Source organism: Devosia polycyclovorans (assembly GCF_042181575.1).
Classification (GTDB): Bacteria; Pseudomonadota; Alphaproteobacteria; order Rhizobiales; family Devosiaceae; genus Devosia; species Devosia polycyclovorans.
The window spans coordinates 280,636-293,624 of record NZ_CP170082.1 but is presented as its reverse complement, the minus strand read 5'-3'; the positions used below and the strand labels follow the sequence as shown (position 1 = coordinate 293,624).

14 protein-coding genes are annotated in these 12,989 nt (G+C 63.2%); 7 read left to right on the top strand and 7 right to left on the bottom strand.

Going from position 1 to position 12,989, the window contains the following annotated elements; genetic code table 11:
• Positions 1-37: 37 nt before the first annotated feature.
• From ACE4RL_RS01445 to ACE4RL_RS01435, 3 genes are all read left to right on the top strand, one after another.
• On the top strand, positions 38-244 hold the full coding sequence (locus ACE4RL_RS01445) for a type II toxin-antitoxin system HicA family toxin (RefSeq protein WP_375598774.1): 207 nt from the start codon (positions 38-40) through the stop codon (positions 242-244).
• Positions 237-524, top strand: coding sequence for a type II toxin-antitoxin system HicB family antitoxin (locus ACE4RL_RS01440; RefSeq protein ID WP_375598773.1), 288 nt, complete (start codon positions 237-239; stop codon positions 522-524). Before ACE4RL_RS01445 ends, ACE4RL_RS01440 begins: the two co-directional genes overlap by 8 nt.
• A 97-nt stretch (positions 525-621) precedes the next feature.
• Positions 622-1,644, top strand: a complete 1,023-nt coding sequence (locus tag ACE4RL_RS01435; RefSeq protein WP_375598772.1) for an LLM class flavin-dependent oxidoreductase — start codon at positions 622-624, stop codon at positions 1,642-1,644.
• A gap of 53 nt (positions 1,645-1,697) precedes the next feature.
• On the opposite strand, the gene ACE4RL_RS01430 is transcribed toward ACE4RL_RS01435, so the two are convergent.
• Positions 1,698-2,222: a hypothetical protein gene (locus tag ACE4RL_RS01430; protein WP_375598771.1), complete on the bottom strand. Its 525-nt coding sequence runs from the start codon at positions 2,220-2,222 to the stop codon at positions 1,698-1,700.
• A 252-nt stretch (positions 2,223-2,474) separates the two neighbouring features.
• Here ACE4RL_RS01430 and ACE4RL_RS01425 point away from each other — a divergent pair, with 252 nt between their 5' ends.
• Positions 2,475-5,120 (top strand): PBP1A family penicillin-binding protein, encoded by a 2,646-nt coding sequence (locus ACE4RL_RS01425; protein ID WP_375598770.1) that lies wholly within the window; start codon positions 2,475-2,477, stop codon positions 5,118-5,120.
• A gap of 86 nt (positions 5,121-5,206) precedes the next feature.
• On the opposite strand, the gene ACE4RL_RS01420 is transcribed toward ACE4RL_RS01425, so the two are convergent.
• The 4 genes from ACE4RL_RS01420 to ACE4RL_RS01405 all read right to left on the bottom strand — a co-directional run bounded on the left by ACE4RL_RS01420 (position 5,207) and on the right by ACE4RL_RS01405 (position 7,692).
• Positions 5,207-5,896 (bottom strand): L,D-transpeptidase, encoded by a 690-nt coding sequence (locus tag ACE4RL_RS01420; RefSeq protein WP_375598769.1) that lies wholly within the window; start codon positions 5,894-5,896, stop codon positions 5,207-5,209.
• A gap of 60 nt (positions 5,897-5,956) precedes the next feature.
• On the bottom strand, positions 5,957-6,352 hold the full coding sequence (locus ACE4RL_RS01415; protein ID WP_375598768.1) for a hypothetical protein: 396 nt from the start codon (positions 6,350-6,352) through the stop codon (positions 5,957-5,959).
• A complete protein-coding gene (locus ACE4RL_RS01410) occupies positions 6,349-7,095 on the bottom strand; it encodes a M48 family metallopeptidase (RefSeq protein WP_375598767.1) in 747 nt (248 codons plus the stop codon). The genes ACE4RL_RS01415 and ACE4RL_RS01410 overlap by 4 nt, the downstream gene beginning before the upstream one ends.
• A gap of 135 nt (positions 7,096-7,230) precedes the next feature.
• A complete protein-coding gene (locus tag ACE4RL_RS01405; RefSeq protein WP_375598766.1) occupies positions 7,231-7,692 on the bottom strand; it encodes a DUF2852 domain-containing protein in 462 nt (153 codons plus the stop codon).
• A gap of 137 nt (positions 7,693-7,829) precedes the next feature.
• On the opposite strand from ACE4RL_RS01405, the gene ACE4RL_RS01400 reads away from it, so the two are divergent.
• The gene (locus ACE4RL_RS01400) at positions 7,830-9,137 is read left to right on the top strand and encodes an ActS/PrrB/RegB family redox-sensitive histidine kinase (RefSeq protein ID WP_375598765.1); all 1,308 of its coding nucleotides are present in this window, start codon (positions 7,830-7,832) and stop codon (positions 9,135-9,137) included.
• A gap of 51 nt (positions 9,138-9,188) precedes the next feature.
• Positions 9,189-9,740: an ActR/PrrA/RegA family redox response regulator transcription factor gene (locus ACE4RL_RS01395; protein ID WP_375598764.1), complete on the top strand. Its 552-nt coding sequence runs from the start codon at positions 9,189-9,191 to the stop codon at positions 9,738-9,740.
• 2 nt (positions 9,741-9,742) lie between these two features.
• Here the strand turns inward: ACE4RL_RS01395 and ACE4RL_RS01390 are convergent, their stop codons facing one another.
• Positions 9,743-10,093, bottom strand: coding sequence for a DUF1428 domain-containing protein (locus ACE4RL_RS01390; protein WP_375598763.1), 351 nt, complete (start codon positions 10,091-10,093; stop codon positions 9,743-9,745).
• Between the two features lie 103 nt (positions 10,094-10,196).
• On the opposite strand from ACE4RL_RS01390, the gene ACE4RL_RS01385 reads away from it, so the two are divergent.
• Positions 10,197-11,855 (top strand): MBL fold metallo-hydrolase RNA specificity domain-containing protein, encoded by a 1,659-nt coding sequence (locus ACE4RL_RS01385; protein WP_375598762.1) that lies wholly within the window; start codon positions 10,197-10,199, stop codon positions 11,853-11,855.
• 38 nt (positions 11,856-11,893) lie between these two features.
• Here the strand turns inward: ACE4RL_RS01385 and ACE4RL_RS01380 are convergent, their stop codons facing one another.
• The gene (locus ACE4RL_RS01380) at positions 11,894-12,934 is read right to left on the bottom strand and encodes a DUF2793 domain-containing protein (protein ID WP_375598761.1); all 1,041 of its coding nucleotides are present in this window, start codon (positions 12,932-12,934) and stop codon (positions 11,894-11,896) included.
• Positions 12,935-12,989 lie beyond the last annotated feature (55 nt).

Here is a 12,989-nt window from a genome sequence, read left to right as displayed (position 1 = left end):
CGTTCCAATTCGAAGCGAAGTGGTGAGAGCGTAGCGCATGCGTGGAGACTATCTTCGCGACAGCCGCCAGATCATCCGCCGCCTTTCAGAAGACGGCTTCACCCTTGTTTCGATACGCGGTTCGCACCATAAATATCGTCATGCGGACGGGCGGATCGTAATCCTGCCGCATCCGCGCAAGGATATTCCGGCCGGCACGGTCCGCTCGATCTACCGGCAGGCGGGATGGGATAGTCATGCGTGATCTCCACTACATCGCCCTGATTCACAAGGACCCGGACTCCGGCTATGGCGTGTCCTTTCCTGATGTGCCGGGTGTTGTCGCAGCGGCAGATACGCTAGATGACGCGATATCCGAGGCTGCGGCCGTCCTGGCCTTTGCGTTCGAAGACTGGCCCGGTGAGCGACCCCAGCCCCGCACCCTTGAAGCCTTACGCCAAGATGCCGCCTTTCAGCGCGATGCCAGCGATGCGGTTGTCGCGGTGGTTCGACCTTCCGCTAACTACTACGACGCGGCCGAGTAGCGTTCGCTCCAACGAACCACTCTGTTCCTGCAACTGACCTTGTTCTGCACTCCCAGCCGCCCTAGCTAAGCGGGACCAGTTCCTGCGCGAGGCGTCCATGAAAAAGATCGGCTTTCTGTCCTTTGGTCATTGGAGCCCGTCGCCCAATTCGGGCACCCGCACAGCCGGCGATGCGCTGCTGCAGTCGATCGATTTGGCCGTAGCCGCCGAAGAACTTGGGGCCGATGGCGCCTATTTTCGCGTGCATCACTTCGCCCGCCAACTCGCCTCGCCCTTCCCGCTGCTGGCCGCAGTTGGCGCTAAGACCAGCAAGATCGAGATCGGCACGGCCGTGATCGACATGCGCTATGAAAACCCGCTCTACATGGCCGAGGATGCCGGGGCCGCCGACCTCATTTCCGAGGGGCGGCTGCAATTGGGCATTTCGCGCGGCTCGCCCGAGCAGGTCATCGATGGCTGGCGCTATTTTGGCTATGAGCCCGCCGAAGGCCAAACCGATGCCGACATGGCGCGGCTCAATGCGGAAATTTTTCTCAAGGCCATCACCGGCCAGGGCTTTGCCCAGCCCAATCCGCGGCCCATGTTCCCCAATCCGCCCGGCATGCTGAGGCTCGAGCCCTATTCCGAGGGCCTGCTGGAGCGCATCTGGTGGGGCGCGGCCAGCGACGCCACGGCCGTCTGGGCGGCCAAGATGGGTATGAATTTGCAGTCCTCGACGCTCAAATTCGATGAGAGCGGCAAACCCTTCCACATCCAGCAGGCCGAGCAGATCCGTGCCTACCGCGCCGCCTGGAAGGAAGCCGGTCACACACGTGAGCCGCGCGTTTCGGTGAGCCGCTCGATCTTCGCGCTCGTCAACGATCAGGACCGCATGTATTTCGGCGCCGGCCGGCCAGAAGAAGACCAGTTCGGCTATATCGAACCGGAAAAGCGCGCCGTTTTCGGGCGCGGCTATACTGCTGAGCCAGACAAGCTGATCGAGGAGTTGAAGCAGGACGAGGCCATCGCCGAAGCCGATACGCTGCTCCTGACCGTGCCCAACCAACTCGGCGTCGACTACAACGCCCATGTCATCGAAAGCATTCTCAAGCACGTTGCGCCCGGTCTGGGCTGGCGCTGAGGCTTCTTCACCCCTCCGGAGAGGGGGCCAGCAGCGGATGACATTCCGAACCGTCAGGGCAAGTCATAGCCCGATCCGTCGCACCTATTGGCCTGCCAATAGCGCTCCACCGGCGTAAAACTGCCGGTGGCGAGCCGCTCCACCTCTGCAGCAAAGGCCATGGCGCGGCATTCATCCGCGCCGGCTACCACATGCACCATTTCGTGCAGGATGGTCAGGCGCCTCAAGGCCGCCGTGCCTTCCTCGGAAAACTGCCGGCAGATGACCAGCGGCACCACCCCGTCCCGTGGCGGCAAGGGGACGTAGGCGGCAAAGCGGGCACAGCCGGAGCCGCTTGCGCCCCGCTCCAGCGCAACGGCCAGGCTGCTGCCCCAATGCGAGGAGGTGAACCGCCCCAGGGTCAGGGCGTCACGATAGGCAGAAATGTCCACCCCGAAGCGGGTCGTCCCGAGCCGAGGTTGCGCCTGTTCGAAGGCGGCAATGGCATCGTTGAATGCAATTTGCACGGCGTCTGCTCGCGCCCCACTGGCGGCGAGGGACCACAGCAGGCCGGCGAGAATGGCAGTGAAGAGGCGCATGAGCCCTCTCGTGCCGGGCAATTGCGGCATTGGCAAGAGCTGTGACGCGACGGCCACACTCGGGCGGGAGGGGGATGCAGGCCCATAAACCGGCCACATTTGACGCAGAGAAGGTTGCCCTGTGCTGCTGGACGGCAATGAGTGTGTGGCCGGTCACAACCACCGATCTTAACCTCTCGCTTACCATTTGTTTCCCTTGATGGACGAACAGGGTAGAAGCAGCATGATCCCTTTCCTTGCTAGGTTTGCCTGATGGATTTCCGCATTTCGGCCGATGACCGCGTTGGCGCCCCCAAGGGCCGCCAGAACAAGACCCAGGCGCGCCCTGCAGCCGGGGGTGCGCGTGTCGAGCCATCCATGGGCCAGACCATGGCGTTCTCAGTCGATGAAGTGCGCCCTGGTGGTGCGGGTGGCGGCGGAGGCAAGCCGCCAAAATCGCCCAGGAAACAACCGCGCAAGGGCAAGGCCGAACCCGCCCGCAATCGCAAGAAGAAGCGCGGCGGCGGTCTTCTCATGGGCCTGCTCTGGTGGGGATTTGTCGCCTGCCTGTGGGGCGGCCTCGCCGTCATCGGTGTCATTGTCTATTACGGCGCGCAACTGCCGTCCTCCGAGACCTGGGCCATTCCCGAGCGTCCACCCAATATCCGCATCCTGGCGGCCGATGGGAGCCTGATCTCCAATCGCGGCCAGACGGGCGGCGAGGCCATCACCTTCCGCGAATTGCCCCAATATGTGCCCGCGGCCTTCATCGCCTCGGAAGACCGTCGCTTCATGAGCCATTTCGGCGTCGATCCGATCGGCTTGCTCTCGGTGGCCGTGGAAATGGTGGAAGCGCGCGGGGTCACCCGCGGCGCCTCGACCATCACCCAGCAGGTCGCCAAGAACCTCTTTTTGACCCCCGACCAGACCCTGGGCCGCAAGGTGCAGGAAGCGATCCTGGCCATCTGGCTGGAACAGAACTTCACCAAGGAAGAAATTCTCGAGCTCTATATGAACCGGGTCTATTTCGGTTCGGGCGCCTATGGCATCGAAGCGGCTGCGCAGACCTATTTCGGGGTTTCGGCGCGCAATCTCTCGCTGGGCCAGGCCGCCATGCTGGTGGGTATTCTGCCCGCGCCATCGGCCTATAATCCCAAGGCCAATCCCGATACCGCCCGCGACCGGCAGCGCCTCGTGCTCAATGCAATGGCGCAGGAAGGCTATATCACGCGTCAGGAAGCCGATGCGGCGCGCATCAACCCCGACCAGACCATTCGCACCGTGGTGGCGGGTTCGGAATCCTATGTCGCGGATTGGGTCGAAAGCCTGATGACCGCCTATATCGGCGAGATCGAGGGTGACGTGGTGGTGCAGACCACCATCGACTACAAGATGCAAAAGGATGCCGAATTCATCGTCAAGGAGGCGGTGGCCAATGAAGGCGAGAAGCGCGGCTTCTCCCAGGCTGCGCTGGTGGCCATGGATGTCGACGGCACGGTGCGCGCCATGGTGGGCGGCGTCGATTACCAGGCCAGCCAGTATAACCGCGCCGTGACCGCGCGACGCCAGCCAGGTTCTGCTTTCAAGCCCTTTGTCTATATGGCGGCCATGGAGAAGGGATATACGCCCGACACTTTGGCCGAAGACGCCCAGTTCGACTACAATGGCTGGAGCCCGCGCAATTCGAGCGGCAAATATGCCGGGACGGTGACCCTGCGCCAGGGGTTGGCCTATTCGCTCAATACCATCGCAGCCCGTCTGGCCATCGACGTCACGCCTGAGAAGGTCATCGAAGTAGCGATGCGTATGGGTATTTCTTCGAATCTGTCGGCTGTGCCCTCCATTGCCCTGGGGGCCCAGGAAGTGAACCTGCTCGAGTTGACCAGTGCGTATGCACCTTTTGCCAATGGTGGCATGGGCGTCATTCCCAATGTCGTCACCAAGATTTCCGACGTCGAGGGCAATGTACTCTACGAGGCCTCCAATGCCGGGCCGGGGCGCGTCGTCGATCCCAATGTGCTGGCAGCCATGAACGACATGCTCAAGACCGCCGTCGAGGTGGGTACCGGCCGGGGCGCCAATATTGGCGGCTGGGAAGTGGGCGGCAAGACCGGTACCTCTCAGGAATCGCGTGACGCCCTGTTCGTCGGCTACACCTCTGCCATGGTCACAGGGGTGTGGCTGGGCAATGACAATGACACCGGAACGAGTCTTTCCGGCGGCAATGTGCCGGCCAATATCTGGTCCAACTTCATGACCAAGGCGCTGGAGGGCCGCTCGCCTGCTCCGATCCCCGGCGGGTCTTATGCCGGCCAGCTCATCGCGCAGCAATTGATCGATCCCAATACGGGCATGCCTGCAATCGATCCGGCAACGGGCCAGCCCATGGTGCAATATGTCGATGGCGGCACGGGCCAGCCTGTACAAACCACCACCGACCCAGCCACCGGACAGGTCATCGCCATTGATCCGGCAACCGGCGCGCCGATTGAAGGCCTGGCGCCGGTCAGCGGACAGACGGCCAATGCGCCGATCCAGACCGGCACGATGATCGACCCGGCCACCGGACAGCCAGTGCAGCAATTGGACCCCAATACCGGCCTGCCCATCGATCAGGGCCAGCTGGTGCAGTATGACGCCAATGGCCAGGCGATCGACCCGGTCACCGGCTTCCCGCTACAGCAGCAGAGCAATGGGTTCGGCCAGGCGCCAATTGACCCGGAAACCGGCCTGCCCATGACCCTGGTCGTCGACCCGGCGACTGGCCAGCAGGTCTGGGTGCCTTCCGCGCCTACCCAGCAGCAGGGCTTCACCCAGCCGCAGGGTCAGATCGTGCCACCCGGCCAGGTGCAGCAGCAGCCGGTCTATCAGGAAGAGCGCTCCCAGCGCACACTGATGGATCTGATCTTCGGCAACTGAACTGCCGACCCGTACGAAAAAGCCCCGGGCCAGACCCGGGGCTTTTTTATGCCTGTCAACGGGCGACCGCTGCGTTCCGGTCGGCGCTACACCACCACGATCGGTGCACCATTGGGCACGCGCTCATAGAGGTCCATCACGTCTTGGAACAGCAGGCGCACGCAACCGGAGGAAACTGCCTTGCCGATCGAGGCCACGTCCATGGTGCCGTGAATGCGATAAAGCGTGTCGCGATTGCCCTGATGAATATAAAGCGCGCGGGCGCCCAGCGCGTTGAGCAGGCCGGGTGGCTGGCCGTTGCGGTAGATTTCAAGCTCGGGCTGCCGCTCGATCATTTCAGCCGGTGGGGTCCAGACCGGCCACTTGCGTTTATAGGCAATGTGCCCCTCGCCACTCCATTCAAAGCCCGCGCGCCCCAGGCCCACGCCATAGCGCATGGCCCGGCCCTCGGGCATGGTGAAATGAAGGAAGTAGTTGGTGGTATCGACCACCACGCGCCCGGCTGGTTCGCCAGTCGGGTTTGCGACTTCCTGGCGCCAATAGACCGGGTCCATCAGCGAGATATCGGCTGCCGGAACAGGGTGTTCTTCCTCTGGCCGGGCGGCATACATGGCCAGCACGTCCAGCGGGATCGTCGGACGAACGGGCGTTGCGGCGGCAGTCGCCAGCCGGGTGGTGCCGCTGGTCGAGCAGCCGGCAAGAGTGAGGGCGCCAAGGCCGGCAAGGCCAGCCAATACGGCGCGGCGCGACGGGGTCGCGTTGGATAGATGAGACATGAAAAATCCTTGGCCCGCAGGCGCGGGCGCTGAGCGTAAAACGAGGGTTCGACTAAACGCTCAGCCGGATTTGGGTGGACGCAGGGGCAAAATGGACTGCCAGTCCGGCGCGACCCGGCACGGCGCCAAAACCGGCGAACGGGCCGGCGGGGGCGCCGTCAACTGGGGCGCCGAGACTTCGATTGCAGGATGTGAGCCGCAGGGCAACATCAGGCCTGCGCCCAGATCGATCTGCCCGCGCTGGACCTGCACCACGACGGGGATCGGCTTGTTGTCGGCATCGACATGGTTCAGCACCACGATAGGCGTGGCAACATAGCGATGCGCATTGGCGGTCGTAGCGCCCAGAACCGAGGCCAGACCCAAAAGCACCGCGATGAAAACCACAAAGTGACGCATGGAACGGTGATAGGGGGCAGATTGCGGCAGCATCGGGGCGGGGTCGCTGATTATCATCCGGCGACGGGCGCCTGCCAGGCCATCAGTTCGCGACCGTGTGCTTTTAGCCACGCCCGGCCCCGCTCCATATCCGGCAGCGTGCGCTCCACAGTGGCCCAGAAGGCGGGCGAATGGTTCATTTCTACCAGATGCGCCACCTCGTGGGCGGCAACATAATCCAGCACATGCGGCGGAGCCAGGATCAGCCGCCAATTGTAATTGATATTGCCGCTTGAAGAGCAGGAACCCCAACGGCTCGACTGGCTGCGCAGCCGTACCTGTTTGACGCTCACGCCCAGGCGTTTGGCATGAAAAGCGCTGCGGGCATTGAGTTCGGCAAGCGCCTCGGCCCTGAGCCAGTCATAGAGCCGGCGCGGCTGGTGGGACGCATCCCCCGGCACGCGCAGCACCGGGCCGGCGTCACCCGAACCGGTTTCGACCCTGCCGCGCAGGACACCGGTCGCTACCACCAGATGTGGCACGCCGCGCAGGGGCACCATTGCGCCAGCTTCGAGCCGCTGTGCCTGAGCGGTTCTGGGAAGTCGCGCCGCCAGCCAATGGCGATGCCGGTTCAGAAACGCCTCGGCCTCTGCCCAGCGCGCGCCCTCGGGCAAGGTCAGCAATGGACCGGAGGCAGGCAGAGACAGGCGGAAACTCCGCGCCCGCTTGGACACTTTGACGGCCACATCCACGGCGACGCCATCCAGCGTAAGCTGGGTGGTTCTAGGTGGCGGGGTGCGTTGGCGCAGAAAGGAGAACATGGTGACCGGATCGGCATCAGGTTCGGCCAGTGTAACCGGATTCGGGCGGCACGAGAGGCGCGATCTCGCAAAAAAGGCGCCCCTTGCGGGGCGCCAGTCGTCATTGGAGGATCGGGAAGTCGGAAGGGCAACGGCTTATTGGCCGTTATTGTTGCCCCAGTCGTTCTGATTGTTGCTGTTGTCGCCAAAGCCCTGGCGATTGCCGCGATGCTCGCCCATGAAGCGGTCGAATTCCTCGCGGTCCTTGGCCTTCCTGAGGTTGGCCATGTATTCGTGGAACGCGTCGATCTCGGCATCGAGCCGGGCGCGCTCCTCTTCGAGGCGCTTGAGCTGTTCGGCGCGATATTCATCGAAGGCGGCATTGCCCGACGAGGTGAAGTCGCTGCGGCCAAAGCCGTGTTGCTTGTGGTTGTTGCGCATATAGCCACACCCCTTGTTCCAGTAGTGCTGTGCCTTTTCAGCAGAGCCGCCGAATTTTTCGCCCCAGAGGATGTAGGCCAGCATCGCCAGGCCCAGCGGCCAGAAGATGATGAAGCCCAGAACCATGAGGCCGATGGTCAGCGGGGACCATTGCGGTTTGATAATTGCAGTTGTCATTCTCGTTCGTCTCCCAGTCACGATGAGTCTCAAATGGCCCGTGTCGGGGCAGGATCAAGAATGTGCCTGTCGATTTTTGTGCTTGAAATCGGGTAAATCGCTCCCTATGCGCCACATTTGAGCCCCCGGAGCCAAGCATGACAGACCAGACCCAGCCGCAACTGCCCATGCCCGCGAGCTGGCGCCCGCTGCGGTTGCAGACCCTTGTCATCCTGCGCTGGCTGGCGGTGATCGGGCAGACCATGGGCGTCCTCTTTGTCAATTGGGGCCTTGGCTTTCCATTGCCTCTTATTGAGTGCCTGGCGCTGATCGGCTTGTCCGCCGCTTTCAACATCGGCCTCACCTTCCGCCTCGGGCCGCATTATCGCCTCCCGTCGCGCATTGCCGCGCTGCAACTGGCCTTCGACCTCTGCCAGCTAGGCGGCTTGCTGGCCCTGACCGGGGGACTGGAGAATCCCTTTTCGCTGCTGCTGCTGGCGCCAGTTTCGGTTTCTGCCAGTTCGCTGCCCAAGCGCCAGGCCTTTCTGGTCGCCTTGCTGGCTGCGGTCATTGCGTCGATTCTCGCCGTGGTTCACCTGCCGCTGCCCTGGGAACCGGACCAGCATATTGTGTTCAACCGCATTTACGTCATCGGCATCTGGGTTTCGATCATTTGCGGCGTGGTGTTCATCTCCGCCTATACCAATCGCGTCGCCCATGATGCCCGGCAAATCGCCGATGCGCTGGCCGCCACTGAACTGGCGCTGTCCCGCCGCGAGCAATTGTCGGCGCTCGATGGCCTAGCAGCGGCCGCTGCCCACGAACTGGGGACACCGCTCTCGACCATTGCCCTGGCCGCAAAGGAAATGCGCGACGAGGTCGACAAGAACAGCCAGCTTGCCGAGGATGTCGAACTCATCATTGCCCAGGCCGCGCGCTGCCGCGCCATTCTGGCCAAGCTGCGCAATCTGGGCAGCGAACCGGCCGAGCTGTTTGCCGAGGCGCCATTGCCCGACATCCTGGACGAAGTGGCGCGTCCCCATGAGGGGCGTGGCAAGGTGATCCTGTTCGATGCCGCCGAAACCGTCGGTCCGCCGCCAGTCTTTCCACGCAGCGTTGGCCTGCTCTATGGCCTGGGCAATCTGATCGAGAACGCCACCGACTTCGCCGCCCAGACCGTGCGGATCGAAAGTGCCTGGAGCGCGCTTTCCATTACCGTCTCGATCATAGACGATGGCAAGGGCTTTGCCCCCGAACTGATCGCCCGGTTGGGCGAGCCCTATCTCACCAGCCGCCCGCGGGACCCCGCCGGCAGCGACGCGCATCAGCCTGGCGGGCTGGGCCTGGGCATTTTCATTGCCAAAACCCTGCTCGAGCGCACCGGCGCGCGACTTACCTTCGACAATGCCGACCCCGCCGGGCACGCCCGCGTCCGTATAACCTGGCCACGAAACGCAATTGAGTGATCGGAACGGTTCGTTTTGACGTAGGGTGAGCAAAGGAATATTGGAAAAGCCATGGACACGATTGAAGACCTTCTGGCTGCCGATCCGAGCCTTCTGCTCGTCGATGATGATGCAGCCTTCCTGAGCCGCCTTGAACGCGCCATGACGCGCCGGGGCTTTGAGGTGCGCGTCGCCGGCAGTGTGGCGGCAGGCCTTGCTGCGGTGACCGAACGTCCACCCGCCTATGCGGTGGTGGATTTGCGCCTCGAGGACGGCAATGGGCTCGACGTGGTCTCGGCCCTGCACCAGAAGCGGGCTGATGCCCGCGCCATCGTCCTGACCGGCTATGGCAATATCGCCACGGCCGTGACGGCGGTAAAGCTTGGTGCCATGGATTATCTGTCCAAGCCCGCCGACGCCGATGACGTCATCAACGCGCTGCTGGCGACCGGAGAAGACAAACCCGAGCCGCCGGAAAACCCCATGTCGGCCGACCGGGTGCGCTGGGAACATATCCAGCGCGTCTATGAGCTCTGCGACCGCAATGTCTCGGAAACGGCGCGGCGGCTCAACATGCACCGCCGCACCCTGCAGCGCATTCTGGCCAAGCGCGCGCCGCGCTAGGCCTATTTCGCGAACAGCGTCTCGAAGCCGCCGAAGATCATTCGCTTGCCGTCGAACGGCATTTCGCCGAACTCTTTCATGGCTTCGGGGGTCATCATCTTTGCCATTGCTGCGTCGCGTGTGGCCTTGTCGGGATATTCGATCCAGGAGAAGACGACCACCTCGTCATCCTTGGCCTGCACCGCCCCATAGAAATCATTCGTCTCACCCTTGGGCACGTCGTCGCCCCAGTTTTCGACAATTCGCGTGGCGCCCCAGGATCTGAGCATGTCGGCCGCCTTGCTGGCATGGGCGATATAGGCCTGCTTGTTCGCTTTTGGTACGGCGGTCACCATTCCATCGATATAGGTCATCTGACTTCTCCTCTTGGCTTGCAGGACAATAGACCTGCCTCGACTTTGACGAATGGGTGAGGCTAACCTCGACACGCCAAACGAGAAAGCAATGGAGCCTGCCATGACCGTCACCCTGCATTTCCACGGCGCGGCAGGCACCGTGACCGGCTCGTGCTATCGCGTTGTGCATCCGGGCGGGCAGTTCCTGGTCGATTGCGGTCTGTTCCAGGGCAATAAGAGCGTGCGCGAGCTCAATCTCAAGCCGACGCCTTTCGACCCCAAATCGATCGATTTCTTGCTCCTGACCCATGCGCATATCGACCACGCGGGCCTCTTGCCCAAGCTCTATGGCGAGGGGTGGCGCGGGCCGATGTGGATGACGGCCCCGACGGCGGGTTTGCTCGAATATCTGCTGCCCGATGGCGCCGGAATCCAGGAGAGCGAGGCGGAAAGGGAAACGCGTAAGCGCTCGCGCCGCGGCGACGAACCGGTCAAGCCGCTCTACACCATGGCCGACGCCGAAGAGGCGCTGGAGCACCGCAATGCTTGCAACTATGGCGAATGGATCGAACCGGGCCCTGGCATCAGGGCGCGCTATTGGAATGCCGGGCATATCATCGGTTCGGCCTCCATCGAGGTGGAGGTGGCCGACGGCGAAAACAAGCCGGTGCGGCTAATGTTCTCGGGCGATATCGGGCCGGATGAGAAGGTGTTCTATGCCGAGCCCGAAGGGCCGGCAGGCTTTGATTATATCCTGTGCGAAAGCACCTATGGCGGCCGCGACCGGGTCGAATATTCGCTTGAGCAGCGCCGCGAGACGCTCAAGACCGAGATCCAGGATGCACTCGGGCGCGGCGGCAATCTGATCATCCCCACCTTTGCGGTCGAGCGCAGCCAGGAATTGCTGCACGATATCGGTACGCTGATCAAAATGGGGGAGATCGACCCACAATTGGTCGCGCTCGACAGCCCCCTCGCGAGCAAGGTCACCGGGGTCTATCGCAAATATGCGAAAATGTTCGAAGACACAGAACTCACTGCCGACGAGCTGTTCAATGATCCGCGCTTCCGCATCATCGAAGCGGTGGAGGATTCCAAGGGTCTCAACGCCATTAAGGGCGGGGCCATCATACTGTCGGCCTCGGGCATGGCAGATGCCGGCCGCATCAAGCATCACCTCCGGAACAATCTGATCCGCTCCAATGCCACCGTGCTTTTCGTCGGCTACCAGGCGCCGGGCACGCTGGGCCAGATCATCCTCTCTGGCGCCAAGGAAGTGCGCATTCATGGTTCGGTCATTCCGGTGCGCGCTGCCATCCGCTCGATGGGCAATTACTCGGCCCATGCCGACCATTCCGAGCTGATGGCCTGGATAACCAGTCGCCTGCCTGCCCACGGTGCGCTGTTTCTGACCCATGGTGAGAACGAGGAACGCCAAGCCCTGCGCGAGGCGCTGGTTGCAACGGGCAGGCTCGGGGGCGATCAGGTGATATTGCCCGAGCTGGACGACTTCTTTGATTTGACCGCCGCCGGCATTCAGGCCGCCAAGGCACCACAAGCACGCCGAGTGGACCTCAAGCAGCTGCCATCGGACTGGCACAATGCCTTCTCCGACTTCACCATCCGCCTGAGCCGGCGCCTGCACGCCTTGTCCGATGCGGAAAAGCTCGCCCTGATGCAGGCTTTGCAGGCCGAGCTCTCCGCCCAGGGCGCCGATCCCAGTCCCACAGGTCACTCCACGCCGATCACGCCGGTCGAAACCGCGAGGCATGGCGAATAGGGGGCGCCGCAATCACCCGCCGTTGACCTTCGGCAGGGTCAGGGGCGGGGCCGGTGCCGCTCCAGCTCCTCAATACGCACTGCCAGCTCCTTTATGGCGGCTATCAGCGGGGCAATGAACTGGTCGTAGCGCAGAGCCTGCTGGCTTTCCGGGTTCTCGCGATCGGCCAGCACATGACCGCCGAAATCGGCGTCGAGACGGTCCGCTACCGCGGCGACCTGCTGGGCGATCAGCCCATAGTGATGCCGTCCGTCGCCGCCTTTCCATTCAAAGCGCACCGGTTCGAGCAGGCGGATGAAATCGAGGCCCAGATCGCTGGGGGCAATCGCCGTCTTGTGCCGCTCATCCGAAGTCTGGATGGTGCCGGTGGCCGACCAGACTGCAGACCAGCGCGCCCCGCTCATGCCCAGGCTCTGCACATTGTCACCGGCTGGGCGCAGCATGCCGGCAATGCTGACGGCAGAGGTGTCGGCCGCAATGGTGACTGCATCGGTCCAGGTCGACCCGTCCGGGCTGACTTTGATGCGCCAATGATCATCGCCCATCAACCCCATCTCGGCCCGACCGGACCAGTTCGACTGGAACAGCAGGCTTGCCGTGTCACCGCTTGTCGCCTTGTTGAGCTTCAGCTGGTGCCCGGCGCCGGCATGGGTCAAAAGCGTCGCAACGGAGGCCACTGCGAGCCGGTTGATGCCGTCGGCACTGGTATTGACCCCCAGTTGCGGCAGACCTGATCCGGTGGCGGCAACGGGCACCCAGGCAGTTCCCGAAAAGATCAGCAGCCTGTCGCCGGCGCGGTCGAACACCTGCCAGCCTTTCGCCGGATCGTGGAACGTCCAGGCGCCGTCCTGGAAGGCGGCGATTTCGTCCGCGTGCCCGGCCCAGGCGCCGCTGGCGCCGGATGGAACGATCCAGGCTTCGCCGGGCAGGGGCGCGACGGGTGGTGCCGCGACAATTGTGGATTCCACCACCGGCTGCACCAGGGCGTCGAGCCGGTTAAGGGCGTCATTATGGGTAATGTGCTTGAGCGCCTGCCCCGACATGATGAAGGGAAGGGCAAGGCGGGCGGTATGGTCCATGAGAAAAGACTCCAGATTGATCCGGAGCCTAGTGTGGGGGCGCTGGCCGATGCGG

Coding starts and splice junctions, on each gene's coding strand:
- ACE4RL_RS01425 (WP_375598770.1), top strand. CDS start 2,475: ATGGATTTCCGCATTTCGGCCGATGACCGCGTTGGCGCCCCCAAGGGC.
- ACE4RL_RS01440 (WP_375598773.1), top strand. CDS start 237: ATGCGTGATCTCCACTACATCGCCCTGATTCACAAGGACCCGGACTCC.
- ACE4RL_RS01395 (WP_375598764.1), top strand. CDS start 9,189: ATGGACACGATTGAAGACCTTCTGGCTGCCGATCCGAGCCTTCTGCTC.
- ACE4RL_RS01380 (WP_375598761.1), bottom strand. CDS start 12,934: ATGGACCATACCGCCCGCCTTGCCCTTCCCTTCATCATGTCGGGGCAG.
- ACE4RL_RS01410 (WP_375598767.1), bottom strand. CDS start 7,095: ATGTTCTCCTTTCTGCGCCAACGCACCCCGCCACCTAGAACCACCCAG.
- ACE4RL_RS01415 (WP_375598768.1), bottom strand. CDS start 6,352: ATGATAATCAGCGACCCCGCCCCGATGCTGCCGCAATCTGCCCCCTAT.
- ACE4RL_RS01405 (WP_375598766.1), bottom strand. CDS start 7,692: ATGACAACTGCAATTATCAAACCGCAATGGTCCCCGCTGACCATCGGC.
- ACE4RL_RS01385 (WP_375598762.1), top strand. CDS start 10,197: ATGACCGTCACCCTGCATTTCCACGGCGCGGCAGGCACCGTGACCGGC.
- ACE4RL_RS01420 (WP_375598769.1), bottom strand. CDS start 5,896: ATGTCTCATCTATCCAACGCGACCCCGTCGCGCCGCGCCGTATTGGCT.
- ACE4RL_RS01390 (WP_375598763.1), bottom strand. CDS start 10,093: ATGACCTATATCGATGGAATGGTGACCGCCGTACCAAAAGCGAACAAG.
- ACE4RL_RS01430 (WP_375598771.1), bottom strand. CDS start 2,222: ATGCGCCTCTTCACTGCCATTCTCGCCGGCCTGCTGTGGTCCCTCGCC.
- ACE4RL_RS01435 (WP_375598772.1), top strand. CDS start 622: ATGAAAAAGATCGGCTTTCTGTCCTTTGGTCATTGGAGCCCGTCGCCC.
- ACE4RL_RS01400 (WP_375598765.1), top strand. CDS start 7,830: ATGACAGACCAGACCCAGCCGCAACTGCCCATGCCCGCGAGCTGGCGC.
- ACE4RL_RS01445 (WP_375598774.1), top strand. CDS start 38: ATGCGTGGAGACTATCTTCGCGACAGCCGCCAGATCATCCGCCGCCTT.